The organism is uncultured Tateyamaria sp. (assembly GCF_947503045.1).
Classification (GTDB): domain Bacteria; phylum Pseudomonadota; class Alphaproteobacteria; order Rhodobacterales; family Rhodobacteraceae; genus Tateyamaria.
Genome location: NZ_CANNCF010000004.1, coordinates 244,187 through 270,752, shown reverse-complemented (window position 1 = coordinate 270,752; position 26,566 = coordinate 244,187). Strand labels below are relative to the sequence as shown.

General features: G+C 61.3%; 19 protein-coding genes and 1 tRNA gene. 9 read left to right on the top strand and 11 right to left on the bottom strand.

What is annotated here, in order from left to right; all coding sequences use genetic code 11:
* Position 1 precedes the first annotated feature (1 nt).
* Both Q1A89_RS17545 and Q1A89_RS17540 read left to right on the top strand, forming a co-directional pair.
* The gene (locus Q1A89_RS17545; RefSeq protein WP_299731326.1) at positions 2 to 1,453 is read left to right on the top strand and encodes an ABC transporter permease; all 1,452 of its coding nucleotides are present in this window, start codon (positions 2 to 4) and stop codon (positions 1,451 to 1,453) included.
* Between the two features lie 207 nt (positions 1,454 to 1,660).
* Positions 1,661 to 3,748 carry an ABC transporter ATP-binding protein gene (locus Q1A89_RS17540; protein WP_299731324.1) on the top strand — a complete coding sequence of 696 codons (2,088 nt, stop codon included), beginning with the start codon at positions 1,661 to 1,663 and terminating at the stop codon, positions 3,746 to 3,748.
* Here Q1A89_RS17540 and Q1A89_RS17535 read toward each other — a convergent pair.
* From Q1A89_RS17535 to Q1A89_RS17525, 3 genes are all read right to left on the bottom strand, one after another.
* The gene (locus Q1A89_RS17535; protein WP_299731322.1) at positions 3,729 to 4,244 is read right to left on the bottom strand and encodes a hypothetical protein; all 516 of its coding nucleotides are present in this window, start codon (positions 4,242 to 4,244) and stop codon (positions 3,729 to 3,731) included. The genes Q1A89_RS17540 and Q1A89_RS17535 overlap by 20 nt on opposite strands.
* A gap of 156 nt (positions 4,245 to 4,400) precedes the next feature.
* Positions 4,401 to 4,910: a hypothetical protein gene (locus tag Q1A89_RS17530; RefSeq protein WP_299731319.1), complete on the bottom strand. Its 510-nt coding sequence runs from the start codon at positions 4,908 to 4,910 to the stop codon at positions 4,401 to 4,403.
* 172 nt (positions 4,911 to 5,082) lie between these two features.
* Positions 5,083 to 5,670 carry a lytic transglycosylase domain-containing protein gene (locus Q1A89_RS17525; protein WP_299731315.1) on the bottom strand — a complete coding sequence of 196 codons (588 nt, stop codon included), beginning with the start codon at positions 5,668 to 5,670 and terminating at the stop codon, positions 5,083 to 5,085.
* 170 nt (positions 5,671 to 5,840) lie between these two features.
* On the opposite strand from Q1A89_RS17525, the gene ssb reads away from it, so the two are divergent.
* Positions 5,841 to 6,341 carry a single-stranded DNA-binding protein gene (ssb, locus tag Q1A89_RS17520; protein ID WP_299731312.1) on the top strand — a complete coding sequence of 167 codons (501 nt, stop codon included), beginning with the start codon at positions 5,841 to 5,843 and terminating at the stop codon, positions 6,339 to 6,341.
* An 88-nt stretch (positions 6,342 to 6,429) separates the two neighbouring features.
* Here the strand turns inward: ssb and aroB are convergent, their stop codons facing one another.
* Entirely contained in the window at positions 6,430 to 7,542 is a 1,113-nt protein-coding gene (aroB, locus tag Q1A89_RS17515) for a 3-dehydroquinate synthase (RefSeq protein ID WP_299731309.1), read from the bottom strand.
* Complete coding sequence (locus Q1A89_RS17510; RefSeq protein ID WP_299731307.1) at positions 7,535 to 8,131, bottom strand: shikimate kinase; 597 nt, start codon at positions 8,129 to 8,131, stop codon at positions 7,535 to 7,537. Before Q1A89_RS17510 ends, aroB begins: the two co-directional genes overlap by 8 nt.
* A 92-nt stretch (positions 8,132 to 8,223) precedes the next feature.
* On the opposite strand from Q1A89_RS17510, the gene Q1A89_RS17505 reads away from it, so the two are divergent.
* The 4 genes from Q1A89_RS17505 to Q1A89_RS17490 all read left to right on the top strand — a co-directional run bounded on the left by Q1A89_RS17505 (position 8,224) and on the right by Q1A89_RS17490 (position 12,301).
* Complete coding sequence (locus Q1A89_RS17505) at positions 8,224 to 8,373, top strand: hypothetical protein (protein WP_299731305.1); 150 nt, start codon at positions 8,224 to 8,226, stop codon at positions 8,371 to 8,373.
* Positions 8,363 to 9,898 carry a hypothetical protein gene (locus tag Q1A89_RS17500; protein ID WP_299731303.1) on the top strand — a complete coding sequence of 512 codons (1,536 nt, stop codon included), beginning with the start codon at positions 8,363 to 8,365 and terminating at the stop codon, positions 9,896 to 9,898. Before Q1A89_RS17505 ends, Q1A89_RS17500 begins: the two co-directional genes overlap by 11 nt.
* On the top strand, positions 9,898 to 10,866 hold the full coding sequence (locus Q1A89_RS17495) for a site-specific tyrosine recombinase XerD (RefSeq protein WP_299731301.1): 969 nt from the start codon (positions 9,898 to 9,900) through the stop codon (positions 10,864 to 10,866). The genes Q1A89_RS17500 and Q1A89_RS17495 overlap by 1 nt, the downstream gene beginning before the upstream one ends.
* A 124-nt stretch (positions 10,867 to 10,990) precedes the next feature.
* Positions 10,991 to 12,301 carry an HlyC/CorC family transporter gene (locus tag Q1A89_RS17490; protein ID WP_299731299.1) on the top strand — a complete coding sequence of 437 codons (1,311 nt, stop codon included), beginning with the start codon at positions 10,991 to 10,993 and terminating at the stop codon, positions 12,299 to 12,301.
* A gap of 3 nt (positions 12,302 to 12,304) precedes the next feature.
* Here the strand turns inward: Q1A89_RS17490 and Q1A89_RS17485 are convergent, their stop codons facing one another.
* The 3 genes from Q1A89_RS17485 to Q1A89_RS17475 all read right to left on the bottom strand — a co-directional run bounded on the left by Q1A89_RS17485 (position 12,305) and on the right by Q1A89_RS17475 (position 17,089).
* On the bottom strand, positions 12,305 to 13,135 hold the full coding sequence (locus Q1A89_RS17485; RefSeq protein WP_299731297.1) for a LytTR family DNA-binding domain-containing protein: 831 nt from the start codon (positions 13,133 to 13,135) through the stop codon (positions 12,305 to 12,307).
* Positions 13,136 to 13,271: 136 nt separating this feature from the next.
* Positions 13,272 to 15,692, bottom strand: a complete 2,421-nt coding sequence (locus Q1A89_RS17480) for an FAD-dependent oxidoreductase (protein ID WP_299731294.1) — start codon at positions 15,690 to 15,692, stop codon at positions 13,272 to 13,274.
* 110 nt (positions 15,693 to 15,802) lie between these two features.
* On the bottom strand, positions 15,803 to 17,089 hold the full coding sequence (locus Q1A89_RS17475; RefSeq protein WP_299731291.1) for a DUF2254 domain-containing protein: 1,287 nt from the start codon (positions 17,087 to 17,089) through the stop codon (positions 15,803 to 15,805).
* A 135-nt stretch (positions 17,090 to 17,224) separates the two neighbouring features.
* Between Q1A89_RS17475 and Q1A89_RS17470 the strand changes: the two genes are divergently transcribed.
* Together Q1A89_RS17470 and Q1A89_RS17465 are read left to right on the top strand one after the other, a co-directional pair.
* On the top strand, positions 17,225 to 19,642 hold the full coding sequence (locus Q1A89_RS17470) for an FAD-dependent oxidoreductase (protein ID WP_299731288.1): 2,418 nt from the start codon (positions 17,225 to 17,227) through the stop codon (positions 19,640 to 19,642).
* 12 nt (positions 19,643 to 19,654) lie between these two features.
* On the top strand, positions 19,655 to 20,251 hold the full coding sequence (locus Q1A89_RS17465; RefSeq protein WP_299731285.1) for a nucleotidyltransferase family protein: 597 nt from the start codon (positions 19,655 to 19,657) through the stop codon (positions 20,249 to 20,251).
* Here the strand turns inward: Q1A89_RS17465 and Q1A89_RS17460 are convergent.
* The 3 genes from Q1A89_RS17460 to Q1A89_RS17450 all read right to left on the bottom strand — a co-directional run bounded on the left by Q1A89_RS17460 (position 20,244) and on the right by Q1A89_RS17450 (position 26,512).
* Positions 20,244 to 22,106 carry a Hint domain-containing protein gene (locus Q1A89_RS17460; protein WP_299731282.1) on the bottom strand — a complete coding sequence of 621 codons (1,863 nt, stop codon included), beginning with the start codon at positions 22,104 to 22,106 and terminating at the stop codon, positions 20,244 to 20,246. The two genes, Q1A89_RS17465 and Q1A89_RS17460, sit on opposite strands and share 8 nt — an antisense overlap.
* Before the next feature lie 320 nt (positions 22,107 to 22,426).
* On the bottom strand, positions 22,427 to 25,504 hold the full coding sequence (locus tag Q1A89_RS17455) for a Hint domain-containing protein (RefSeq protein ID WP_299731280.1): 3,078 nt from the start codon (positions 25,502 to 25,504) through the stop codon (positions 22,427 to 22,429).
* A gap of 922 nt (positions 25,505 to 26,426) precedes the next feature.
* A tRNA-Leu gene (locus Q1A89_RS17450) sits at positions 26,427 to 26,512 on the bottom strand.
* Between the last annotated feature and the right edge of the window lie 54 nt (positions 26,513 to 26,566).

The following is a 26,566-nucleotide window of genomic DNA, read 5'->3' as shown; positions in this document are numbered from 1 at the left end:
CATGGAACCTTTGACGTGGACAGGTGGGCTCGGCACCGTTCTTGATCCGATACTTTATGCGGTCATGGGGGTGTTCATCATCGCCGTACTGGCGCAGATCGTTCTCAGCATCATCTCGAGCGGCGATCGTGTGGTCACCAACCCCGACGGCACTCTGAGTTCTGCCGGCGGCCTCTATGGGATGTCATCGATGGCAACCCGCTGGATCGGGATCGCCCTTGTCGGCATCCTGTTGGTCTACCTTGTTGTCGGGGCTCTCGGCGGCACCAGCACAGCCGGGATCGTCGGCGGTATGAGCCGGCAGCTTTTGCCCGTCTGGATCGCGCTGATCCTGACCTACGTGCTGTCGATCAAGTTCAAGCGCAAGCTGGGTCTCTACGGCAAACTCTTTGACTCGACCGTCGGTATGATCGGTTTTGGCCTAGTGATGTTCTGGATTTTTGCCGGGGTCATGGCCGGTGTGTTCGATCTGATCATCACCCACGACACGCTGAGCCAGGTGTCGGGGATGAAGAACAAGCTGCCCGGCACGCCGCTGTTCGGGGCCGAAGAGGGCGAATATGACTGGTATCTGCTGGGTGGCGACAACCTTGCGCGCGACGTGTTCTCCCGTCTGTTCAAGGGCGCGTGGGTCGTGGTGCAGATCGCCCCTCTTGCGACGCTCTTTGCCTTTATGGTCGGGATCACGCTGGGTCTGCCCGCGGGCTATTACGGCGGGCGTCTGGACACCATCCTGTCCTTCCTTGCCAACCTGATCCTCGCCTTTCCGGTTATCCTGCTGTTCTACCTGCTGGTCACACCGGAAATCGTGGCAACCGGCATTCCCAACTACATGGCCACCGTGCTGTTTGTGTTCCCGCTGGTGTTCCTCGGGGTGCTGCTGAATTCGCGCTACTACACACAGCCGAGCTTTCGCACGCCGCTGTTGATCGTGGTGTTGGGGATCATGGGATGGATTTACCTGTCGCTGATCTCTTCACCCGGCAGCAAGGTGTCGATCCTGCCCGAGTTCCTTGATCTGTTCGAGATTCCGGCCGGTATTCTGGTGGTGTTTGTATCGGTGGTGTTCGTGAACGCGCCCACCGTATTCCGGATCGTGCGTGGCCTCGCGCTGGACATCAAGACGCGCGACTATGTCGCCGCCGCCCAGACCCGCGGCGAGGGCCCGTGGTACATCATGCTTTGGGAAATCCTGCCCAATGCACGCGGCCCGCTGATTGTCGATTTCTGTCTGCGCATCGGCTACACCACCATCCTTTTAGGCACTTTGGGCTTTTTCGGTCTGGGACTGGAAAGCGAGAGCCCGGACTGGGGTACGACGATCAACACCGGTCGCCAGCTGATCCGCGCCTATATCCACCCGCTTTTGCCGCCTGCCCTGTCGCTGATGACGCTGGTGCTGGGGTTGAACCTGCTGGCCGATGGCCTGCGCGAAGAAAGCCTGAAGGACTAAGCGCGGGGCGTGCCCCGCGACGGTGGGGTGAGCGTTTTTCTCTGAAAGGCGCGGCCCCTCACAAACGAAACCTGGGAGCCTGACATGGCAAACGGAGAGACACTTTAGCAATGGCGGACCGGGGGCCAGCCCCCGGACCCCCGGGATTTTTTGAAAACAGAGAAGCAGGGGACAATGTATCCCCAACCTCCGACAGGGAGACACAACATGGCCAAATCGGATTATGACGGACCGATCCTCGAAATCGACAAGCTGTCGATCTCGTTCTTTACCCGCCTGCGCGAAATTCCGGCGGTCATGGATTTTTCCGTCACCGTTAAGCCCGGTGAGGCCGTTGGCCTTGTGGGCGAGTCCGGATGTGGCAAGTCCACTGTCGCTCTGGGCGTCATGCAGGATCTGGGTAAGAACGGGCGCATCGTGGGCGGGTCGATCAAGTTCAAGGGCCGCGATCTGCAAGAGATGAGCGCCGAAGAGTTGCGCGACATTCGCGGGTCCGAGATCGCGATGATTTATCAGGAGCCCATGGCCTCGCTGAACCCGGCCATGAAGATCGGCAAGCAGCTGATGGAAGTGCCGATGATCCATGCCGGCATGAACGAAAAGGACGCCTATGACCGCGCCCTGCAGGTGGTGACGGACGTCAAACTGCCGGACCCCAAGCGCATTCTCAATTCCTTTCCGCACCAACTGTCCGGGGGCCAGCAGCAGCGCATCGTGATCGCCATGGCGTTGATGTCCGAACCTTCGCTGTTGATCCTGGACGAGCCGACAACCGCGCTTGATGTGACGGTCGAGGCGGCGGTGGTCGAACTGGTCAAGGATCTGGGCAAGAAATACGGCACCTCGATGCTGTTCATTTCCCACAACCTCGGCCTTGTGCTGGAGACATGCGACCGCATCTGCGTGATGTATTCCGGCGAAGCGGTCGAACGCGGCAGCATCGAGCAGGTGTTTGACGAGATGCAGCACCCCTACACGCAGGCCCTGTTCCGCTCGATCCCGCTGCCCGGTGCGGACAAGAATGCCCGGCCCCTTGTGGCCATTCCCGGCAACTTCCCCCTGCCCCATGAACGCCCGCCGGGCTGCAATTTCGGCCCGCGCTGCGACTATTTCGAGGACGGGTTGTGCAACGAGGACAAGCCGATCCCGATGTTCCCGGCCAATGAGGATTCCAGTCATGAATCCCGCTGTCTGAAGTTCAAGGACATCGACTGGAACGCACCGATGGAGCTGGCGGACGTCAAGACCAAAGGCGAGATCGGCGATGTGGTTCTCAAGATGGACAACCTCAAGAAATATTACGAGGTCGCCGCCTCTGCCCTGTTCTCGTCCGGCGCCAAGAAGGTGGTCAAAGCCAACGAAACCCTCAGTTTCGAGGCGCGGGAATCCGAAACCCTCGCCATTGTGGGCGAGTCTGGCTGTGGCAAATCCACCTTCGCCAAGGTGTTGATGGGGCTGGAGACGGCCACCGAGGGCACGATCACGCTGGGCAACAAAGCCATTCAGGACATCCCCATCGAAGAGCGCGACACCCAGACCGTCGCGGATGTGCAGATGGTGTTCCAGAACCCGTTTGACACGCTGAACCCGTCCATGACCGTGGGCCGCCAGATTGTGCGGGCCCTCGAAATCTTCAAGGTCGGCAAGAACGAGGCCGAGCGCTGGCAGCGTATGCTGGAACTGCTCGATCTCGTCAAACTGCCCCGCGCCTTTGCCACCCGGATGCCGCGCCAGCTGTCTGGCGGGCAGAAGCAGCGGGTCGGGATTGCGCGCGCCTTTGCCGGGGATGCCAAGATCGTGGTGGCGGATGAACCCGTATCGGCGCTTGACGTGTCCGTTCAGGCCGCCGTTACCGATCTGCTGATGGAGATCCAGCGCGAGCATAAAACCACGCTGCTGTTTATCAGCCACGATCTGTCCATTGTCCGCTATCTCAGTGACCGGGTGATGGTGATGTATCTGGGCCATGTGGTCGAGTTGGGCAGCACCGATCAGGTGTTCTCGCCGCCCTATCACCCCTACACCGAGGCGCTGCTGTCAGCGGTGCCCATTGCCGACACCAAGGTGCAAAAGCAGCATATCGTGCTGGAAGGCGACATTCCGTCAGCAATGAACCCGCCCTCGGGCTGTCCGTTCCAGACGCGGTGTCGGTGGAAATCCGAAGTGCCGGGAGGCCTGTGCGATCAAGAGGTGCCGCCGGTGCGCCATCTGGCCGATGGCCATCAGGTCAAGTGCCACCTCGCCGACGATATCCTTGCGCGGATGGAGCCTGTGATCAAAATTGCGGCTGAGTAGCTGCGGCCTCGTTCACCACGTCGGCGGCTGAGGTATAGGCGCCGACATATTCCCAAAAGCCGGGAATGATAATGAATTCGACCACGTAGCGTACTTCGATATGGTTCGCGGCCAGCACGCCGACGCAATAGAATATCCAGAACTGGAACCCGCGTTGTGCGCGGTTGCTGAAGATCAGCGCAAACAGGAACCCAACTGGGCCGAGAGCGCAGGCGGCCATGTAGGCGCCCAGTTTGTAATCGGCCAGAACCAACCCCTGCAGGGTCAGCCAGTCGAGCGAAAGCAGGAACAGCAGCCCGATGTTCTGGGAAAAGAGCGTGCCCGCCACAGCGCCAGCGAGCCCACCGGCCAGGATCATGTCCAGATGGAACGAGCGGGCTTTGCCGGAGCGGCTGATCAGACCTCTGGTCTTCACAACCACGTCGCTTGCGTTCTTGGTCTTTCCAGAGTTGATGCGCGACACGCGCTCATCAAACGTTGATTGTCCCGGTTTCATGGCCCACTCCGTACTTGCATGCGTTCCGCCCTGTCAGGGCATGGGTGTACGGCAGCGTTTGTCACAAACAATCTTGGCGGGAATGGGGCGATGCGCGGGTAAAAGCGCGCCATGGGTGGTGCCACGGCGCGCTTTGTGATCGATATTCGAGTCGCGTCAGTTGGTCTGCGCGGCGTCGATGTCTTTCGGCATCTTCTCGATCACGCGGGCGGCGGTGCTGGCAATCAGGGCCTTGTAGAACTCCGGCGCATTGGGATCCACCAGAATGGCATTGGCGGGGGCAATCACCTCGGCCTTGGTCGCGCTCATCCGGATCGGATAGATCTTGGACGGAAAGGCGTTGTCGGGATGCGAGTAGTCGACGGTGATCCGCATCTCGTTGAACACCTCACTGTCGGGGGCGATCTTGCTGCCATCCAGCAGCAGTTCGATCACCTGCACTTCGATCCGCGAATCCGTGTCCAGACCGGTGGTGACAACCCCGGCCTCGATGGCGGATTCCAGATCGGCGGAGATATTGGGAAAAAAGGTGTAGGACGCGGCCCCTTCAATGCCGGGCGTGCGCGTTTCGACCACCACATCGCCCAAGGGTTCAGCAGCGTAGGCGGCGGTCAGACCGGTGGCAATCGCGACGGCCAGTGCGGTGCTTTTCATCAGCTGTGTCATATCTCTTCCTTTCGTTTCATCGTCAGTTGCGTGGCCCCGAACGGGCGGTCCTACTGTCGATTTTGTTTCGCTGGAGAGAGAACACCAAAAGCGCGCAAAGCGTTCCAACGCCTGCCCTACCGCAGGCACGAATCCGCCACGTCGTGGAATTTTTGGATTTCCTTACAGAGGCTTAGCTGCCCCAGATCACCCGCACGTAATTGCGCGTTTCGCGGTAGGGCGGCACACCACCATGCTTTTTCACAGCCCCCGGCCCCGCATTGTAAGCCGCCAGCGCAAGGCGCCAACTGCCAAAGGTCAGGTATTGCTGTTTGAGGTATTTCGCCCCGCCATCAAGGTTTTCCACCGGGTCATTGCGGTCCACACCAAGGGCGCGCGCGGTGGCTGGCATCAGTTGGGCCAGCCCATAGGCGCCCTTGTGCGAACGCGCCTTGGCGTTCCAGCCCGATTCCTGCTGCACAAGGCGCAGGAACAGATCAACCGGCACCCCGTGACGGCGCGCGGCGTCCTTGGCCACACTCAGGTAGGGCCCGGAATACTTGCCACGAAATTTTGGTGTTTCGGTGTCCCACTTGGTCGGGGTCACCACCTTGGGCGGCTGCAGCCGGACCGAATTGCTGTATTGTTTGGCGGCGCGTGAATCGAGCACTTTGGTTTGCGAATTGAACAATTTGCTGCGGTTGCGCGACGACAGCGTCTGCGCCAGCCCTGCTTCTGCCACCAGTGCCAGGATGATGGCCCCTGCCCATACTGCCCGCATTGTTGTCCCACACCCCAGTTGACGGCGTTTCCGCCATTGGCGGCACTATATACGGATTTTTCCGCTTTGATCCAGCCTCTGCGGTTTAAGTGTCCATTAACCACGTATAGTCTAGCCAGCAACGCACGCGCCGACCGGAATCAGCGGTGCACAGGACAAAGGGGAAGAACATGGCAGGCTCGGTGAACAAGGTCATTCTGATCGGTAATCTGGGGCGGGACCCAGAGGTGCGGAATTTCCAGAACGGGGGCAAGGTGTGCAACCTGCGCATCGCCACATCCGAGACGTGGAAGGACCGCAATACCGGCGAGCGCAAAGAGCGGACCGAGTGGCATTCAGTGGCGATCTTTTCCGAACCGCTCGCACGCGTGGCCGAGCAATACCTCAAAAAGGGCTCAAAAGTGTATATCGAGGGCCAGCTTGAGACCCGCAAATGGCAGGACCAGTCGGGCCAGGATCGCTATAGCACCGAGGTGGTGCTGCGCCCTTATTCATCCACTCTGACCATGCTGGATGGGCGTGACGGCGGCGGCGGTGGTGGCGGCAACTTTGGCGGCGGCGGCGGGTCGGCTGATCAGATGGGCTATGATGATCGCGGTGGCAGCAGCGCCGGTGGCAGCGGGTCGAGCCCGGCGCCTTCACGCGATCTGGATGACGAGATTCCGTTCTAAGAAGCGGATATTGACGCAAATTCCGGGCCGGAAACCAACGTGGTTTCCGGCCCTTTTTTGTGAACGTTCGTACTGTGCGGAAACCGTATCAGTTTCCGGCCAACGCGTCCTCTAGCACGCCCAGCACCACATCGCCCGGCACCTCTGATGTGACAAAGGCCTGACCAATCCCGCGCGCCAGCACGAAGTTCAGCGTACCGGCCACGACCTTCTTGTCCTGACCCATCAGGTCCAGCAGCGCCTCCGCCCCCGGCAGATCGCCGGGAATGTCGCGGATGTCCGTCTTCATCCCCATCGCCTTGAGATGCGCGCGCACCCGGCTTGGGTCTTCCTGAGGGCACAGGCCCAGTCGCGCCGACAGCTCAAACGCCAGCCCACAGCCAATCGCGACCCCCTCGCCGTGCAGTAAACGGTCCGAATAGCCCGTTGCCGCCTCAAGCGCGTGGCAGAATGTGTGACCCAAATTCAAAAGGGCGCGTTCGCCCTGTTCCGTTTCGTCCCGTGTCACGATCTCGGCCTTCATCTCGACCGAACGTTTCACTGCCGCCACGCGCAGAGCCATGTCACCCGCCGCCATCGCCGGGGCATTGCCCTCGAGCCATTCGAAAAAGACGGCATCCCCCAGCAGCCCGTATTTCATCACTTCGCCGTAGCCTGCCAGAAAATCACGCTCGCTGAGCGTCGCAAGCACATCCGTATCGGCCAGAACGAGGCTCGGCTGGTGAAAGGCGCCCGCAAGGTTCTTGCCTTGTGCGGTGTTGATCCCGGTCTTGCCCCCGACCGAACTGTCCACTTGCGCCAACAGCGAGGTTGGCAATTGGACAAACCGCACGCCACGGCGCAGAATCGCGCAGGCAAAGCCCACCAGATCGCCGATCACGCCGCCGCCCATGGCCACAACCACATCGCGCCGCTCGATCTTTTGATCGAGCAGCCATTCGGTGACTTCGCCCAGATGGGTCCAGCTTTTGGTGGCCTCGCCGGGGGGCAATTCCAGAACGACGCAGTCGATCCCGGCCGTCGTTAATCCGGCCTTGAGCGCCGCAAGATGCAAGGAAGCCACGCGAGTTTCGGTTACCACCGCGACGCGCGGGCGTGGCAGCAGCGGCGCGATCAGTGCACCGGATTCCGCAATCAGGCCAGGGCCGATCAGCACGTCATAGGCGCGCGCGCCCAAGGGAACATGGACGGTTTCACGCATCTGCACTCTCCAACACATCGGGGCGTTCGGCCAGCAAGGTCGCGATGACCCGGTTGACCATATCGTCAATCGACACGTCCGGCAGCGACTGGACGGACACATCCGCCAGCGCATAGAGCGGCACGCGCGCGTCATAGATTTCCGCCAACGTGGCGCGCGGATCAGGGGTGCGCAGCAAGGGGCGTGTGTCCTTGTGGCGCACGCGCTGCCAGAGCAGGTCAAGGTCCGCATTCAGCCAGACAGAGACCCCACGGGCCGAGATGTTTTCGCGGTTTTCCTGCGCCAGAAACGCGCCGCCCCCGGTCGACAGAATACCGCGTTCCGCATCCAGAAGGCGGGATATCACCTGGGTTTCCTTGGCGCGGAAAAACGGCTCGCCGTCGCGGGCAAAGATCTCCTGAACCGTACGGCTGGCGGCGGCTTCTATCTCGGCATCGCTGTCCAGAAACGGCACGCCGAGCCGCTGCGCAAGCGCGCGCCCTACGGCGGTCTTGCCGGCGCCCATCATACCCACCATCACGATGGTTTTCTTCAAATGGTACTGCGTGCTCACGGGTATTTTTGTCTGATTATGCTGTTTTTCGCTCATTGCGCTGTCAATGACGTGATTTTCCGAAAAAGGCCATATATGCTTTGCACCAAAACAAGAAACCGCGCAAACGTCATCGAGGCAGTACATTCATGTTCCGACTCTTCAAGCTGTTGATCTTTCTTGCGATCATCGGGTTCATCGGACTCGTGGGCTATGCCTATGTGGGTGAGTACTTTGGCGCCAACTTTTCGCCGCCCCAGGACGAGGTGCGCGTGCCCGTGACACTCGATGCGGAATAGGCTGACATCCCTGGTCTGTCTGGCCGCCTTTGCGGCTGCCACGCACGCGCCCGCGCAGGAACCTCCCGAAGCGCCCCTGAACGTAATTGACTGGCTGGACGGGCAAGCGCTGCAACCAACGGCGCTGAGCGTGGAAGAACCCGGCGTTGTCACCTCGGGCAACGTGCCAAGCGTGACCGTCCGACCACTGGGAACGGCGGCGCCCAAACGGGTTGGACTGGCCCCGCCCAGCGTGACCGGCCTGCCCGATACGCTGTGGTCCGGCAGTGACGGCGCGGCCCTTGCCCGCTCCATTGCGGATATGCCCGACCTGCGTCTGCCTGCGTTGCAGTCGCTGTTTTACACCATCCTTCTGGCCGAAGCGCAGCCCCCGACCGGGCGTGTGGCCGCCTTTGATCTGGCACGCATCGACGCGCTTGTCGGCTTGGGCGCGCTGGACCCTGCCCTTGCGCTGCTGGAACAGGCAGGGCCCGAAACCTCGCAGGCGCATTTCGCCCGCTACATGGACATGTCCCTGCTTGCTGGAACGCCGCAGCGGGCCTGTTCCACCTTGCGCGCGCGCCCTGCCCTGTCCCCCGGCAAGGCGCATGAGGTTTACTGCATCGCCCGGGCCGGAGACTGGAGCACAGCGGCCCTGCAACTGGGCACCGCCCGCGTTTTGGGCCTGATCGATGCGCCGACCGTCGCAGCCCTTGAACGCTTTCTCGACCCCGACCTGTTTGAGGGCGAGCCGCCCCTGCCCGTCCCGACCCAGCCCGACGCGCTGATGTTCCGCCTGTTCGAGGCCAACGGCACCCCGGTCCCGACACGCAGCTGGCCCGTGGTTTATGCCAATGCCGATCTCGCCGACACCGCTGGCTGGAAGCCGCAGATCGAGGCCGCCGAACGGCTGGCGCGCACCGGGGCTGTGCCCGATAACCGTCTGCTGGGCCTCTACACGCAACGGCGTCCGGCCGCGTCTGGTGGTGTCTGGGACCGGGTGGCGGCCTTGCAGCGCTTTGAAACCGCTCTTGGCACTGGCAGCCCGGCGGCCGTGTCCAAAACCCTGCCCGAGGCGTGGCGCGCGATGCAGGCCACCCGGCTGACCGTGCCGTTTGCTGCACTGTTTGCCGACGATCTGGCCGTAATGACCCTGAGCGGACGCACGGCGGATGTTGCCTTTGACGTGTTGCTGCTGTCGCCCGACTACGAGCGCGCCGCACAGGTCTTTCCGACACGGGCGCTACGACGCCCCGACCTTGCCGCCGTGGCCGCGGGCGAAATCCCCGCGAACCTGCAAGCGCAGGGCACTGCCGGTGCGGTTCTGGCCGCCTTTGACGGCGGCGCACCTGATCCGCGCATCGTGATCCGCGCGCAGGGCGGCGCGCTTGGGGCGGCCCTGCTTGACGCACTTGCCCTGACGCTGGAAGGCGCCGAAGGGGACGTCGCACGCCTCACCAGCGGCCTTGCGACCTTGCGCGCCCTTGGTCTTGAGGACGTGGCGCGCCGCGCCGCACTGCAGGTCATGTTGCTGGAGGACACCTAATGAGCGGCAGCACATGGATCGCCACCTTTCTTGACGCGCAGGCCGCCGAGCTTGGGGCCGCACGCAACACGCTGTTGGCTTATGGGCGCGACCTGATCGATGCGCAAAGCTGGCTCGCGGGCCAGAACACCGACTTTGCCGCCGCAACCCAGGCCGATATCGAAGGCTACCTGATCCATTGCGACGCCCAGGGCCTTGCCAAATCCACGCGCGCGCGGCGTTTGTCGGCGCTGAAACAACTGTTCCGCTTTGCCTTTGAGGAAGGCTGGCGTGCCGAAAACCCCGCCATCCAGATCGCAAGCCCCGGACAGGACAAGCGTCTGCCCAAGACGCTGGACGAGGCCGAGGTGGATCGTCTGCTGGTTGCGGCCCGCGACTATGGGCGCAACGCCAATGACCGCGCACGTGACACCTGCCTGATGGAGCTGCTTTATGCCACCGGCATGCGCGTGACCGAACTGGTCAGCCTGCCGGTGAGTGCAGCGCGCGGTGATCCGCAGATGCTGCTGATCCTTGGCAAGGGCGGCAAGGAACGGATGGTGCCGCTGTCGCCGCCCGCGCGCGTTGCTCTGGCCGCGTGGCTCATCGTGCGGGACACCGTCGAAGAAGCAGCCGTGGCCAAGGGTGCGCCGCCGTCACGCTTTCTCTTTCCCTCGCGCGGTGTGCTTGGGCATCTGACGCGGCACTGGTTTTACGCCCGGATCAAGTCGCTGGCTGCGTTCGGAGATGTCGCCCCGGACAAGGTCACACCGCACACGCTGCGCCACGCCTTTGCCACCCACTTGCTGGCCGGGGGCGCGGATCTGCGCGCCATCCAGACGATGCTGGGACATGCGGATGTGGCCACCACGGAAATCTACACCCATGTGGTGGATGAGCGGCTGACGCAACTGGTGCTGGACCACCATCCGCTGACCAAGGCTGACACCCGGCCTGCCAATGGCACATCCTCAATCGAGAGTGACTAGGCCCGAAAAACGCAGGCAAGCTTTCATGCAATTGCCGATGTCCGGGCGGTCCCGCGCGGGTGATCCCTTGATTGCGCCGCGCCGCACCCCCATAACCCTGTCCTGACCAAAGGAAAAATTTCGAATGGACGACCCTTCTACCGTTTTCGATGCCGCGTTCTGGACAACAGCCGGATTCATCCTGTTGTTGCTGGTGATGTCGGGGTTCTTTTCGGGCTCTGAAACCGCGCTGACCGCAGCCTCGCGCGGCAAGCTGCGCACGCAGGCGGACAAGGGGTCGCGCGGGGCGGAACGGGCGCTCGATATCACCGAAGACAACGAACGGCTGATCGGGTCGGTCCTGTTGGGCAACAACCTTGTGAACATTTTGGCCGCCTCGCTGGCCACCAGCCTCTTTACCCGCGCCTTTGGCGAAAGCGGTGTGGCGCTGGCGACGCTGGTGATGACCCTGCTGGTGCTGATCTTTGCCGAAGTGCTGCCCAAGACCTATGCCATCACCAATTCGGAAAAGGCGGCAGCCCTCGTGTCGCGCCCGATCTCGCTGGTGGTCACCGTCTTTTCGCCTGTCGTCTCTGCCGTGCGGCTGCTGGTGCGCGCCTTGTTGCGCGTGTTTGGCCTGCAGGTTGATCCCGACAGCCACATCATGGCGGTGCGCGAGGAAATTGCCGGTGCCCTGCAACTGGGCCATTCCGAAGGGGTGGTCGAAAAAGAGGACCGCGACCGCATACTCGGCGCGCTTGATCTGGGGGATCGCACGGTCGAAGAGATCATGCTGCACCGTTCGGGCATCGAGATGATCAATGCCGATGACGACCCGCAGACCATTCTGGAACAGTGTCTGAAATCCAGCCACACCCGCCTGCCCGTCTACAAGGATGAACAGGAAAACATCACCGGCGTGATCCATGCCAAGGACCTGCTGCGCGCCATGTATGACGTGGTGGGTGGGCCGGATGGCGATGCCGCCGCGCTCAGGTCCTTTGACATCACTGCCGTGGCGATGTCGCCCTATTTCGTGCCTGAAACCACGACGCTCGACGAACAGATGCGCCAGTTTTTGCGGATTCGCAGCCATTTTGCGCTGGTTGTCGATGAATACGGCACCTTGCAGGGGCTCATCACGCTTGAGGATATCCTCGAAGAAATCGTGGGCGAGATCACGGATGAATTCGACCCCGACGCAGACCAGCCGGTGATCCAGAGCGAGGACGGCCACTATCTGGTGGACGGCGCCACAACGATCCGCGACCTCAACCGCGCGACCGATTGGAACCTGCCGGATGACGAGGCCAACACCATCGCAGGTCTCGTGATCCACGAGGCACAGATGATCCCGACCGTCGGTCAGGTGTTCAGCTTTCACGGCTTTCGCTTTGAGGTGCGGGAACGCGACGGCAACCGCATCACGGTGCTGCGGATCAACGCGCTCGAATAGGGCTCAGGCGACCTCACCCGGATCGTTGCGGGCCTGCAGCCAGTCGCGCACGGCCTCAAGCCGCCCGCGCGCGACAGGTATCTTTTCGCCGCAGGTCAGACGCAGTTTAGCGCCGTTCAGCGTGGCGGCCCGGCATCCGGCCACCCAATGCGAGCGGTGCGTCTGAATGCCGTCACTGGGCGAGACCTGTTCGAGAAAGGTCGACATGCGTTCGCGGATCACTTCGATACCGCTTTCCATGTGCACTTCGAGGTAGTGCTCGGCTGCCTTGACCCGCCCGATCTCGGCCAGGACAAAGCGGCGTCCGGCCAGCGTCACGGTGGGCTTGCCCTGGTTCTTTTGCTTGCGCTGTCGCTGGGCCGGGATCAGCCACAGCAACGCGGCGGTTTCAAACGCGTGGGCGACCAGCACGTTTCGCACGTTCATCTGCCAGGACATGATGCTGAACGGCGCGCGGTCCGGTTCGAACAGTACGCTCAGGATGGCCCCGGCGACATAGGTCGATCCAAGGACCAGCGGAGCCGACAACAGGATCAGCGGGATCGCCTTGCCAAACAGGCGGTGCCACATCTTGCCTGTGAGTTGCGAATAGAGATCCGAGGTCAGCATGTAGATGAACAGCGCCACGAACCAGAACGCCATGCGCAACCCAAAGCTGTCAAATTGCGGCAGGGTGATCGGATGCCCCGTCGACATGATGAAAAAGCCTACGGCGATCAGCACCCACATCTGCCAGGACCGGTACAGCTCATGCATTTCACGCAACGTGAAATGCACAATGCTGCCGTTTGAGACATAAACGTGCACTTGATGATCAAGAGACTTCGCAAACATGCTCAAGCCCTATCATGTGACGCCAATTAGAGTAAACGGACCACGAGGCCTGATTGGGGTGTGGTGAAACGACCAGTCGGTATCAGTTACAGGCCTGAAACGATGAGTCACGTCGCCCTGCCACACCCCACCAGCCTTAGCTGCGCAGCCGTTTTCCATCTGCATCAAACGGCGGTGCGCCAAGTATTATTGCCTTATGCGGGCGTCCCAGCACCATGACATCGACGCGGTCTCCGGGTCCGACATCTTTGACATAAGCCAGCGCGAGGCTCATCCCGACCGAATAGCCATAGGCGCCTGACGTTACGCGACCCACGCCCTTGTTACCGGCAAAAACCGGCTCACCCCCTGTGGCATCGGCGTTTGAGGCCACCGCGTCGGCCTCATCAAGTTGCAAAATCACCAATGATTCGCGTCCAGGCTGTGTCAGCACCTTGGCCACGGCGTCCTTGTTGAGGAAGTCCTTGTCCATCTTGATCAGCCGGTCGAGGCCCACCTCCTGTGGCCAGTACTCAGGGCTATATTCACGGCTCCACGAGCCATAGCCCTTTTCGACGCGCAGGCTCATCAACGCGCGGCTGCCAACAGGGCCAATCCCCATGTTGCGCCCGGCCTCGATCAGGGCCGCATAAAGCTGGAGTTGGTCTTTTTCGTCGCAATGCAGCTCCCACCCCAGATCGCCTGTGAAAGACACCCGCAAGGCCAGCACTTCGATCCCTGCAAGGGTGATCCGGGCCGAACGCATGAAGGGGAAGTCTTCGTTGGCAAGCGAAGTGTTGGTCATCCGCTGCAGCATCGCGCGCGCATCCGGCCCCGCGACGTTAAAGCCGCACATCGCCTCGGTCTGGCTTTCAAAGCTTGTCCCCTTGGGCAGCGGCACCTGTTTGAAGAAACGCTGGTGATAGCGTTCGGCCATGCCCGATCCGATGATCCAGAATTCATCCTCGCCCAGCCGGGTGACGGTGAAATCCCCGGCAATCCCGCCGCGTTTGGAAATCAGCGGTGTGAGGCAGGACCGCCCCACAAGACGGGGCATGCGGTTGGCAAAGACCGCGTTCAGCCAGTCCTCGGCCCCCGGCCCCTTGCAGACGTATTTGGCAAAATTCGAAATATCGATGATGCCGCCGGTCTTGCGCAGCATGCGGCATTCATCGCCCACCGGCCCCCACCAGTTCTGCCGGGTAAAGCCGTCGGTGTCCTGCGTTCCCGGCGCGTCCGAGAACCACAACGGATGCTCCCAGCCGTAGTTCAGACCCATGACCGCGCCCATCTTGCGCTGCATGTCATATGCGGGGCGCGTGCGCACCGGACGACCGGCGCTGCGTTCCTCATTGGGGAAGTGGATTTTGAAACGGTTGGCATATTGATCACCAACGCGCGCCTTGGTGAAGGCTTTGGACGCCCATGTGCCGAAGCGCGCCATGTCCCACGGAAACATGTCGTACTTGGTTTCGCCCTCGATGATCCATTGCGCCGCCAGCAGGCCCATGCCGCCCGATTGGGAAAAACCCGGGATGATGCCGTTGCAACAGAAATACCCCGTCAATTCCGGCACGGGGCCGAACAGCACGTTGGAATCCGGTGACCAGATCATCGGGCCATTGATGACCCGCTTGATCCCGGCCGTCCCCACAACCGGCACCCGGTCGATGGCGCGCATCATGTTGTCCTCGATCCGCTCCAGATCATCGGCAAACAGCTCGTGGCCAAACCCGTGGGGTGTGCCGTCCTCCGCCCAAAAGCGATAGTCTTTCTCGTAGGCACCGACCAGCAGCCCCTTGCCCTCTTGCCGGAGGTAATACTCGCCATCGCGATCCGCGACAGATGGCAGGCGGCGGTCCATCGCGTCGATTTCGGCGATGGTTTCAGTGACGAAATACTGATGCTCGGTCGGTTGCAACGGCAGGGTAACGCCCGCCATCGCCGCCACTTCGCGCCCCCAAAGACCCGCGGCGTTCACCACCCAAGGGGTTGAGATGTCTCCTTTTTCAGTGCGCACGATCCATGTGCCGTCGGCTTTCTGTTCAGTGCCGGTGACGGGGCAAAAGCGAATGATCTCGGCCCCGTTCGCGCGCGCACCGGCCGCATAGGCGTTGGTCACGCCCGACGGGTCTACGTTGCCGCCCTCGGGTTCCCACATGATGCAGCGGATGCCATCGAAATCGACCAGAGGGTGCAGACGTTCGGCCTCCGTCCGGTTCACCTCGAAAAAGTTCATGTCGTATAGCTTGGCCTTGGCGGCCTGCAGACGCAGCTGGTGTTCGCGCGCTTCAGTTTGGGCAAGGTACAGCGATCCAGGCTGGAACACGCCGCAGCCCTGCCCGGTTTCCTGCTCCAGCTCCTTATAGAGGCCCATGGTGTAGTGCTGGATGCGGCTGATATTGGTGCTGTCATGCAGCCCGTGGATATTTGCCGCCGCGTGCCAGGTGCTGCCGCTCGTCAACTCGTCCCGTTCAAGCAGGACAACATCTTTCCAGCCCAGTTTGGTCAGATGGTAAAGGATCGAACAACCGATGACGCCGCCACCGATGACGACAGCCTGTGCGTGGGTGCGCATGTGATTTTCCCGCCCTTACGTTACGTGCTGCACCACAAACTGCGCCCGGTAATATGGATGCGATAGCCCGCCCGCGACAAGATACGTCGCTTAATCACCACGAAATCGGATTAGTCGCGCAATCGCGGCGCCGTTTTCGCCAGCAGGCGATCACGGTCCGGCGCCCATGTGATGGCCTCAAGCGCGCGGTTCAGATATTCGCGGCCCAGTGTCTCGGCGGCCTTTTGCAGCCCCTTGTCGGGGTGCTGCAGCAACCCGTTCAGGCAGCGCTGCAGACGCTGTTGAACTTCGACGTCGCCCGCGCCGTCCCGCGCAATGCCACTATAGGCATCCGTGATCAAATCGACCGGGTCGATCGGTTGCACGCGCAAACGATCATAAAGCGGCGCGGCCTCGCCTTCGGTTTCATCCTTGTAAAGAGACAGAATACGGGCACAGCGGTTAAGCACGTCGATGGCGGTGCCCGGATCGTTCACGCCCGGTGACAGGGCCTTGCTGCCAATCTCGGACATGATCAAGAGGCCAAAACGCGGGTCCTGATCGTAGGTGCGCACGTCACCCATAACGGTGAGGCTTCGCACCTCATCTTCGAACGCATCACGGTCATCGACCGGGCCCTCCACCCAGACAAGCGGTTCATTCAGAAAGACAAAACTGCCGATCGCACTGCTGAGGAACAGCGTGACGTCCGCCTTTTCGGCCAGTTCCTGCAGCGCCTCTGGATAGATGTGCTGGACGTAACCACTTTGGCGCGCACGGATCGGGGTGGCTGTCCCGGGCACGGTGCCGTCCCATGCCTGCGCGCCAAGGCATGGCGTGTCGAGGCGTTCGCGAAACTGGGTGCAGGTGATCTCTTCGACCTGCCGCGTTGTGTGGATCAGGCTGCCCAGAGTTTGCAGATGCAGAACCCAGCGGATCAGCGACCAGACCACATAGGCCAGCACCAGCACAGTGACCCAGAACAGCACAATGGCGCGGTCATCAACATAGACACCGGTTTCGCGCAAGATGATGGCGACAAGCGCAAAGACATAAGCTCCGATAAAGGCCGCCAGCGTATTTTGCGTCACGCTGTCCTGCATGATCAGTTGATGGACCCGTGGCGTCCATTGCGACGAGGACGACTGGTACACACTGACCATGACCGTCAGCGAAAATGTCGTGACCGCAAGCATCGCGTTGGCAATGACGTTCAGCAACCGGTCCGCAGCAGCACCGGGCACGGTTTGCGCCAGCCTGTCCGGCACCATCACCTCGACCAGTTGGGTCGACCCAAGCGCGACAAAGGCCAAAAGACCCATCAGCGCCACCCGAACATGCAGCTTGCGCCAGTAGTAGCGCGCCAGTTGCATCAGGGTCTGTGGCAGGCTGCGCAACAGATCAAAGTCTTTCATCATGCCTGTACTCTCGTCGCTTCGGGGATCGGCATTCGCGACATCACGTGTCGCTTGCGGTCGCTCAATGGGTTTGGTCTCGGAAATAGAGTGGCGCTGAGTACGTGAAATGACCAGCGCAATGTCATGAGGTTCCCTATGAAATCTACCACCAGAGTGGCCGTTATCGGCGGCGGCGTTGTCGGCGCTTCCGTGTTGTATCACCTGACCAAACTTGGGTGGTCGGACGTGATGTTGATTGAACGCTCCGAACTGACATCGGGTTCCACGTGGCATGCAGCCGGCGGCTTTCACACGCTCAACGGCGACACCAACATGGCCGCCCTGCAAGGCTATACCATTCGCCTTTACAAGGAGTTGGAGGAAATCACCGGCATGTCCTGCGGGCTGCATCATGTGGGCGGCGTGACACTGGCCGAGGATCAGGACCGGTTCGATATGCTGTTGGCTGAACGCGCCAAGCATCGCTTCATGGGGTTGGAGACCGAGATTGTGACCCCCGAAGAGATCAAAAAGATCGCACCTGTCACCAATGTCGAGGGCATCGTGGGCGGGTTATATGACCCACTGGACGGCCACCTTGACCCCTCGGGCACCACCCACGCCTATGCGCGCGCGGCCAAGATGGGCGGCGCGACCATCGAAACCCACACCATGGTGCAGGAAACCAACCAGCGTCCGGACGGCACATGGGACGTGGTCACTGACAAGGGCACGGTCCACGCCGAACATGTGGTCAACGCAGGCGGCCTTTGGGCGCGCGAAGTGGGCGCGATGGCAGGCATCTACTTCCCCCTGCACCCGATGGAACACCAGTATCTGGTGACCGAAGAAGTGCCGCTGATCGCCGAAATGACGCGCGACGGGCACGAACATCCCCATGTGATGGACCCGGCGGGCGAAAGCTATCTGCGCCAGGAGGGCAAGGGATTGTGCATCGGATTTTACGAGCAAAAGTGCCGCCCGTGGGCTGTGGACGGCACCGCGTGGTCATTCGGGCAGGACCTGCTGCAAGACGATTTCGACAAGATCGAGGATTCCATCGCCTTTGCCTATCGACGCTTCCCCGATCTGGAACGCGCAGGCGTCAAGAATGTGATCCACGGCCCTTTCACCTTTGCCCCCGATGGCAATCCGCTGGTGGGTCCGGTGCCGGGTGTGCGCAACTATTGGGCGGCCTGTGGTGTCATGGCCGGGTTCAGTCAGGGCGGCGGCGTGGGTCTGATGCTCGCGCAATGGATGATCGAGGGCGAGACGGAGCGCGACACCTTTGCCATGGATGTGGCCCGCTTTGGCGACTGGATCAGCCCGGGCTACACCCTGCCCAAGGTGATCGAGAACTATCAAAAGCGGTTTTCAGTGTCCTACCCGAACGAGGAACTGCCGGCCGCCCGGCCCAACCGCACAACGCCGATGTACGACATCTTCAGCGAAATGGGGGCCGTCTGGGGTCAGCAATTTGGGCTGGAAGTGCCGAACTATTTCGCTCAAGGCGCCGAGCCCACTTACGAAACCCCGTCTTTCCGCCGCTCGGACGCCTTCGCCGCCACCGCGCGCGAAGTGGCCGCCGTCCGTAACGGTGTCGGCATCAACGAGGTGCACAATTTCGGCAAATACCGGGTCACCGGGCCACGTGCACGCGCTTGGCTCGATCGCGTCATGGCGGGGCGCGTGCCGCAACAGGGGCGGATTTCGCTCACCCCCATGCTCAGCCCCAAGGGCAAACTGATCGGGGATTTCACCATCTCTTGCCTGTCCGAGCAGGAATTCCAGCTGACGGCGTCCTATGGCGCGCAAGCCTTCCATATGCGCCATTTCCTGAATGAGGTCGAAGACGGGATGGCCATCGAAAACATCTCGGACGCGCGTACAGGGTTTCAGATCGCAGGCCCCAAGGCGCGCGACGTGCTGCAGGCCTGCACCCGCACGGATATCTCGGGGATGAAGTTTCTGGACGTGTGGCGCCTGACCGTGGGCATGACTGACTGCATCGTGCAGCGGGTCAGCTACACAGGTGATCTGGGGTTTGAGATCTATTGCGATCCCATGGCGCAGCGCCAGTTGTGGGCGACACTGTGGGATGCAGGCCAGCCCCATGGCATTACGCCATTCGGGATGCGGGCGATGATGTCACTCAGGCTCGACAAGTTCTTTGGCGGTTGGTTGCTGGAATTCGGGCCCGACTATACGGCGACCGAAACCGGGCTGGACCGGTTCATTTCATGGAAGAAGAACACCGACTTCATTGGACGTGCCGCCGCCGAGGCCGAGCGGGCCAAAGGCCCTGCACGCAAGCTTTGTGCCTTTATTGTCGAGGCCGAAGATGCGGATGTGCAGGCCTACGAACCGATTTGGCTGGGGGACGAAGTTGTTGGGTTCTGCACCTCGGGGGGGTATTCGCACCATGCGCAAGTCTCTGTCGCGCAGGGTTTTTTGCCCGTGGATCGTATCGTCGAAGGGTTGGAGGTCGAGATCGAAATCCTTGGCCACATGCGCCCGGCGCGCCTTGTAACCATTCCCTTGTTTGATGCGGATGGCGCCCGGATGCGGGGGTGATAGACTAAGCGGATGATGCCGATCCTGATCCTGGCCGCTGGTGCGTCCTCCCGTATGGGCGGGGTGGACAAGTTGCTGTGCGAGGTCGACGGGCAACCGCTGCTGGCACGGCAAGCGCGGATGGCGCGCGGGGTCAGCAATGACGTGCGCATCGCCCTGCCCCCGCGCCCACATTCGCGATACGCGGCGCTGGAAGGGTTGGACGTCCGCGCGGTTGAAGTGGCGGAGGCATCCGAAGGGATGAATGCCAGCCTGCGCGCCCTGTTTGCCACGCTTCATCCGGACACCTCGCACGCCATGCTGCTGCTGGCCGACCTTCCGGACCTCACTGGCGACGACCTGCGCCGGGTAATAGCAGCCTCAGAGGCGCATCCCGACGCATTGATCTGGCGCGGGGCCACGACAGGCGGCACTGGCGGACATCCGATGATCTTTGCGGCAAGGCTTTTCCCCGCCTTTCAGAACCTCAGCGGGGACAGCGGCGGGCAGTCCATCGTCGCAAGCGTCGGGGACGCCGTGCACCTTGTGCCTTTTGACAATGACCGCGCGCGGCGCGATCTGGACACGCCCCAGGATTGGGCGGCATGGCGTGCGGCGCGCACTATCTGAGACGGTCGACGATCACTTCTGCCTCGTGCCGTTTCAGCGACAGGCGGGCCGCACCATAGGCATCAAGCCCCTCGGCATCGGCAAGTTCGGGGAACAGCGACAACACCTCGTCGCGTTGGTCTGTTCCGATCCCGGCCAGCGAATGATCTCCGGGCTGAAAGCTTTCGGACCATGCGCCATCGGCGAGGATTACCTCGTGATGATCAAACATCAGGTGCATATAGCTGACCGCACCCGTGCGCACGGCATCCACCCCGTCAAGGCCGGTCAGATGCTTGGCCGCGACCAGCACTTCGCGTTCGTCAAACATCACCGCGGCCACGTCTGACGTCACCAGCATCCGGTGCTGGGGTGATACCAGCATGTCACGCTCGGGCAGATCGTTGCCTAGGGCGCCTTGGCGGATCAGGATCGGCTGGTTTTGCGGGGCGGTCATCAACTCAGTTGGACCCAGATCGCGACGCCCCACCCAGCGCAATTCCTGCACGCCGTTGTCCCGGGTAAAGATGCGGTCCCCAGCGCGCAGCTTTTCGACCGCCACTTCGCCCTTTTGGGTGGCGATGCGGGTGCCGGGGGTAAAACAGATGATCTGCTCGATCTCGGAATACTCAACGCGGCGCGCCACGTTGCCATTGGCATCAAGCAACTCGATGGTGCCGGATTCGGGTCCGGTGCGGATCACGTTGGCATCAACACCGCTGAGGTCGATCACATCGATGTCTTCGCCGTCGAGATCCTCGCCACCGATGATGGTGTGGTTGCCCAGACCGTCAAAGGTGAACAGATCGGAATCAAAACCACCCTCGGCGCGGTCATTGTCGGGACCGAGGATCAGCTGGTCTTCGCCGTCGCCGCCAAAGAGACGGTCATCGCCCTGCCCACCGGACAGGATGTCGTCGCCTGCACCACCGTCCAGCGTGTCCTGACCCTGACCGCCTTCCAGCGTGTCATCGCCCTCGCCGCCTTCGATGCTGTCATCGCCGTCGCCGCCCAGCAGGCTGTCATCCCCGCCCTGGCCAAAGATCAGGTCCTGACCGGCACCGCCTTCGATGGTGTCGTTGCCCGCCTCGATGGGTGTGACCACAGCGTCGTCGATCAGATCGCCGGAAAAGGAGAAGCCCGAATTGGAGGTGCGGGCCTCGAGCGTGAATTCAATGAACTCGCGGTTTTCGAACGAGGCAGAGAACCACGCGTCCTGATCGGACGGGTTGTTCTGTTCGGTGCCCGCCGCCGTGACGGTGCCAGTGCCGGTGGAGACGGCCAGCGAGGTGTCAGGGTTGGTGGCAAAGGCAGTGAACCCGGCTGTGTTGAAGGTAATCGATTCCTGATCGCCCACACTGTTGCGGTCGAGATCATTTACGGTGGCCGTCGAATTCAGAGCGACGGGCGTGCCGGTTGTGGCGTTCGGCGTGTCGGGGATGAAGAACTCCATCCGGAAGCTGGCCGTATCGCCTGTGCCGTTGCCGTTCATCAGGATTTCGGCACCCGTCGGGCCGGACAGGTCCACGGTCAGATTGGGATCGGATTTGGACACCAGCACAATGCGGGCCGACACCTGGGTGCCGTCCTCAAGCTGCGCGACATTGCTATAGACCGCGACGTCATCGGGTTGGTTGTTCGAACTGTTGGGTGTGACGCGGTTGCCCGAGGCGATCACCAGCGGCGTGGCATCATTGCCGGGGGCGGTGCCATCGCCCACGTCGCCGAACAGGGTGTCATTGCCCTCACCGCCCAGAATACTGTCGTCACCGCCTTCGCCCGACACCAGATCCTGACCGTTGCCAGCATTGATGGTGTCGTCTTCGTTGGTGCCCTGAAGGGTGTCGTTGTTTGACGTTCCGTTGATCACCGGCATGGCAGTTGCCCTCACACATTAATGTACGGTTGGACCGCGTCATGCCATCCCCCGACGAGACAACACGGCTGAAGGGTAATTTATTCAATTTTCAGGAAAACTCAGGGGGAATATTAGAGATTGGTAAACCATGACGCAGCGACGGGCGGATTTATGCTGCAATGCGGCGCCATACGCTGCCGTTTTAGAAACAATCCTGCATTATAGAACACATTGAACACAAAAAACGGGTGCAGCCCCCTGCCCCGTTTTTCGCGTCCCGCGCGAATCACGCGCGGAATGCTGCACATATACGTGTATGGTTATCCCGGCCCGAAACCTTACTGCGTCAGCAGCTTGGCTTCGTGCTTTTTCAGGCTCCGCCGGGCTGCGGCATAGGCCTGAATCCCGACCTCTGTCTCCAGTTCCGGGAACAGTTCGAGAATTTCAGCGCGGGGTCCGTCGCCCATCGAAGCCAGGGTCTGATCGCCGGGCTGGAAGCTTTCGGTCCAGGTGCCGTCAGACAGGATGACCTCGTGCTGGTCGAACATGACGTGGATATATGTCGTGTGCGACACCTCGACCACGTCAATCCCTTCCATGTCGGTCAGGTGCTTGGCCGCCACCAGCACTTCGGCCTCGTCAAAGTAGAGCGCCGTCTTGTCGCTGGCCATCAGCACGCGGTGCTGTGGAGAGACGAGCATGTCGCGCTCTGGCAGACCTTTGCCCAAGGCACCCTGACGGATCAGCACGGGGCGCAGATGCGCGGCCTTGGCCAGATCCGACCCGGACATGTCGCGGGTACCAACCCAGCGGATTTCCTGGATGCCGTTGTCGCGGGTGATGACCCGGTCGCCGACTTTCAGGTCCTGCACAAGGCGCTCGCCGCTGGCCGTCGCGATCATCGTGCCCGGGGTAAAGCAGGGGATGATGTCCTCGATCTCGGTAAAGGTCAGGCTGCCCGCGGCGTTGCCGTCGCTGTCAAAGTAGTTGACCACACCGTCAAAGCCGTTGCCGTTCGAATCCGGCCCGGTGATGTCGATGGTGAACGACCCACCCTCCGGCGCGGAGCCCGTCAGATCGAGCACGTCAAAGTCTGTACCGGTTGTGGCTTCAGAACCACCATCGACCACATCACCTGCGTTCACGTTGATGAACAGGTCTTCATCCGCGCCGCCGGACATCTCGTCTTCGCCGATGCCGCCGTCGATCGTGTCCTGACCGTCGCCGCCCATCACCGTGTCATTGCCCTGACCGCCGCGCAGCGAGTCATTGCCCGTGCCGCCATCGATCAGGTCGTCATCGATTTCACCGTCGATGGTGTCGTCGCCTTCTTCACCGAACAGCACGTCATCATCATCGGCGCCAAAGATAACGTCGTTGCCTTCGCCACCGAACACGGTGTCCAGACCGTTGTCAGGGCGCAGGTCCGGGCCAAACCCGTTAATGTTCGATCCGTCATCTTCGATGTTCAGGAAATCAAGGCCAAGGACGGGGTCATTGCCGGCAAAGATCGTGTCATTGCCGTCGCCGCCTTCGATCAGGTCGTTGCCTTCGCCACCGACAATCCGGTCCGCGCCGTCATCGCCCGAAATTTCATCGTCATCGATGCCGCCATCAATCACGTCATCGCCAGTACCGCCAACAATCGTGTCACGGTCATCGCCGGTCGAGATGGTGTCGTTGCCCGCGCCGCCATCGACAAAGTCGCGTTCGTTCTCGGCCTCGGGCGTGCCTTCTTCACCTTCAAAGATGAAGGGATAGCCCTTGTCGATCAGCAGGTCATTGTCGGGGTCGCTGGAAGTGATCAGGTCGTTGCCGCCGCCACCCAGAATGCTGTCCGAACCTTCGCCGCCATTGATGACGTCATCGTCGTCGCCGCCGTCGATGGTATCATCGCCCGCGCCACCGTTGATGGTGTCTTCGCCTGCGTCGCCGTTCAGGATGTCATCGCCGGGGCCGCCGTGCAGCTGATCGTCTCCTTCGCCGCCGGAGACGACGTCGTCGCCTTCGCCACCTTCGATGGTGTCGTCGCCCAGACCGCCATTCAGCGTGTCATCGCCCGCCGCGCCATCATCCACCACAGGGGCGTCGAAATAGACGTCCGTGACGTTGATGCCGGAGTTGTTGCCGCCGTCCTGATCATGTTCGATCACGATCCGGGACACAGGACCCGGGATGCTCACGAGGACAGAATATTCCTCGCTCTCGTCGCTCAGGTAGCCGCCGTTGCTGTCAGCCGTGTCGTTGCCCGCCACACCGTCGGTGTCGCTCAGGGTCAGGCGGTCGCCGCCTTCGAGGTACACGACAATCGGGTTGCCCGCGGAATCGAACGCCTTGACGCGCACAATGCCGTCGCCATCCACGTCGTTGATGCGGAAGGACACGTCCTCGACCGGCGCGGAAAAGTCGAGCTGGTAGTCGGCCTCGTTGCCCTGCCCGTTCAGAACGCTGTCGAGCGAGCTGTTGTTGTCAGGATCCGTGCCGTCATCGTCGATGTTCTGCACGTTCTGGTCATCGGTTGAAAACTCGGTGTCGGCAGCACCGGTCTCGCGGATGATCGAGAATGTCACATCCACGTTGCCCGTGTTCTGGGTAAAGCCGGACACGTCCTCGCCATCACCAAAGCCCGCCTCGTCCCACTCAAAGCTTTCGCGCACGGTGGCGCCCGCATTGGGTCCGGAATAGTTGGCATCGCCAAGGATCAGGTCATTGCCGTCGCCGCCATCAACGCTGTCACTGCCGGACCCGGCATAGACTTCGTCATCGCCTGCGCCCGATTCGATGGTGTCGTCGCCACCAAAGGCGTCCACGATGTCGTCATCGGGACCTTCGCCCGGCAGGATCGCGTCGCCACCGTCGATGACGTCGCCATCGGGATCGTCCAGATAAGCGGCGTCAATCAGGTTGCCCTCATTGTTGCCCTCAACCACGCCGTCCGCGCCGGTGTCGTCAAAGACAAGGTTGTCGATAGCGCCCGAGCCATAAAGCGTGACGTCCATCCGCGCGACACCCGCCACGTCAAAGTCCATGATCACCTGACCATTGTCTTCAGTCGGGCTCACGTGCACGGTTTTGATCAGGCTGCCATCTTCGGCAAAGAATTTGACCCGCGCGCCTTCCTCGATATCGAGGAAGGTCAGCCGGTTGATGTCGGCCAGATCGTCAAAGGCAAATTTGAACGTGCCGCCGGATGCGTTGTCATCGGGATCGTGGCTGTTGCCGTCTTCGGAGATGATCAGCGCCTTGCCAAGGTTTGTGGTCCGCAGATCGGTGTCGCCACCTGTCGGGTGTGCTGTGTTAAAGATCATCGCCTTGTTGGAACCGCCAACCGCAGACACTGTCACACCTTGCGACGAGAATTCGTTGTCGACCACTGTTCCGGTCGAAAGATCATTGAAATCAATAAATTTTGTCATGCTCGGTTACTCCTAGGCGGTGTTGCGGTCGGCGCAGAAAGCCGCCGAAAAGGTGTCAAATGGGATGGACGGACGAGCCGAAAATGCAGCAGCACAGTCCAGACCCCGATCCGGATTGCTGTTGGCTGCGCCTTGCGACGACTGCTTCATTCGAACGTCTCCATCACTCAATTACTCGTCACCCTCAAAAGCGATGCGTCAAAGCCCAGGCGACCGACACACGTGCTTTACCCGACAGGAGAATGATGATTGCTCGACGTGACCGGGGCGTTCGTCAAAACGAACCGCACCGATTGCACACACTGATACAACAGCGCCGCGAACACACATTCTCCGTACCAATCGGCACGTTTTGTGCGGTCGCCCCCGTGACCTTACAAACATCGCCCCCCAGTTGGGCTCCTTTGTCTTACGAAGTGAATTGAGGCAAACAAAGGGAAAAATGTACGAAAAACATCGCTATCTCGCTGGCGTATGGCACTCACCCGGTGGCGTATCGTGAACAATACGCAACCGTGGGTAGCGGATATCCTCCGACGCATGGCACAATTTTCGGCAAAAAACGGCGCAAGACCCAATGCAGTAGGGCTTTGCCCAAAAACCGCTTTCAAGCCCCACTCAACGTCTGGTTTTCCAATTTGGAAACAATCAAACGGCTTCGTATTGTGTCAAAACCCGTTCACCTTCGTGTCAAACTTGTTCACGCAAGGTGATCAATGCCCCTAATTTGCGCAAATTGGCGCTGTTTTGGGGGGGCAACCGCCACAATTTACGAATCGCTCTGGCCAAAACATGGCGGAAATGTGCCCTTCGGACACCGGAGACGGCGCAACCCGCACATCTCGCCTTATTTCGCGCTGTGGTCAGGGCGCGGGCACGGTCAAACCGACCGCATCACCGCATCATCATCACTGTCAGAGGCTGGTACCCAAGGCCGGACTCGAACCGGCACGCCCGCAAAGGCGGGGGATTTTGAATCCCCTGCGTCTACCATTCCGCCACTTGGGCCTCGCGCCTCCACTACACCGAGCCTTTGTCCGGGGCAAGCGGCGCAAACACTCT

Excerpts from the sequence above, each read along its gene's own strand:
- Q1A89_RS17525 (WP_299731315.1), bottom strand. The coding sequence starts at position 5,670 with ATGCGGGCAGTATGGGCAGGGGCCATCATCCTGGCACTGGTGGCAGAA.
- Q1A89_RS17500 (WP_299731303.1), top strand. The coding sequence starts at position 8,363 with ATGCGGAATAGGCTGACATCCCTGGTCTGTCTGGCCGCCTTTGCGGCT.
- Q1A89_RS17485 (WP_299731297.1), bottom strand. The coding sequence starts at position 13,135 with ATGTTTGCGAAGTCTCTTGATCATCAAGTGCACGTTTATGTCTCAAAC.
- Q1A89_RS17490 (WP_299731299.1), top strand. The coding sequence starts at position 10,991 with ATGGACGACCCTTCTACCGTTTTCGATGCCGCGTTCTGGACAACAGCC.
- Q1A89_RS17460 (WP_299731282.1), bottom strand. The coding sequence starts at position 22,106 with ATGCCGGTGATCAACGGAACGTCAAACAACGACACCCTTCAGGGCACC.
- Q1A89_RS17465 (WP_299731285.1), top strand. The coding sequence starts at position 19,655 with ATGATGCCGATCCTGATCCTGGCCGCTGGTGCGTCCTCCCGTATGGGC.
- Q1A89_RS17505 (WP_299731305.1), top strand. The coding sequence starts at position 8,224 with ATGTTCCGACTCTTCAAGCTGTTGATCTTTCTTGCGATCATCGGGTTC.
- Q1A89_RS17470 (WP_299731288.1), top strand. The coding sequence starts at position 17,225 with ATGAAATCTACCACCAGAGTGGCCGTTATCGGCGGCGGCGTTGTCGGC.
- Q1A89_RS17535 (WP_299731322.1), bottom strand. The coding sequence starts at position 4,244 with ATGAAACCGGGACAATCAACGTTTGATGAGCGCGTGTCGCGCATCAAC.
- aroB (WP_299731309.1), bottom strand. The coding sequence starts at position 7,542 with ATGCGTGAAACCGTCCATGTTCCCTTGGGCGCGCGCGCCTATGACGTG.
- Q1A89_RS17510 (WP_299731307.1), bottom strand. The coding sequence starts at position 8,131 with ATGAGCGAAAAACAGCATAATCAGACAAAAATACCCGTGAGCACGCAG.
- ssb (WP_299731312.1), top strand. The coding sequence starts at position 5,841 with ATGGCAGGCTCGGTGAACAAGGTCATTCTGATCGGTAATCTGGGGCGG.
- Q1A89_RS17540 (WP_299731324.1), top strand. The coding sequence starts at position 1,661 with ATGGCCAAATCGGATTATGACGGACCGATCCTCGAAATCGACAAGCTG.
- Q1A89_RS17545 (WP_299731326.1), top strand. The coding sequence starts at position 2 with ATGGAACCTTTGACGTGGACAGGTGGGCTCGGCACCGTTCTTGATCCG.
- Q1A89_RS17475 (WP_299731291.1), bottom strand. The coding sequence starts at position 17,089 with ATGATGAAAGACTTTGATCTGTTGCGCAGCCTGCCACAGACCCTGATG.
- Q1A89_RS17530 (WP_299731319.1), bottom strand. The coding sequence starts at position 4,910 with ATGACACAGCTGATGAAAAGCACCGCACTGGCCGTCGCGATTGCCACC.
- Q1A89_RS17495 (WP_299731301.1), top strand. The coding sequence starts at position 9,898 with ATGAGCGGCAGCACATGGATCGCCACCTTTCTTGACGCGCAGGCCGCC.
- Q1A89_RS17455 (WP_299731280.1), bottom strand. The coding sequence starts at position 25,504 with ATGACAAAATTTATTGATTTCAATGATCTTTCGACCGGAACAGTGGTC.
- Q1A89_RS17480 (WP_299731294.1), bottom strand. The coding sequence starts at position 15,692 with ATGCGCACCCACGCACAGGCTGTCGTCATCGGTGGCGGCGTCATCGGT.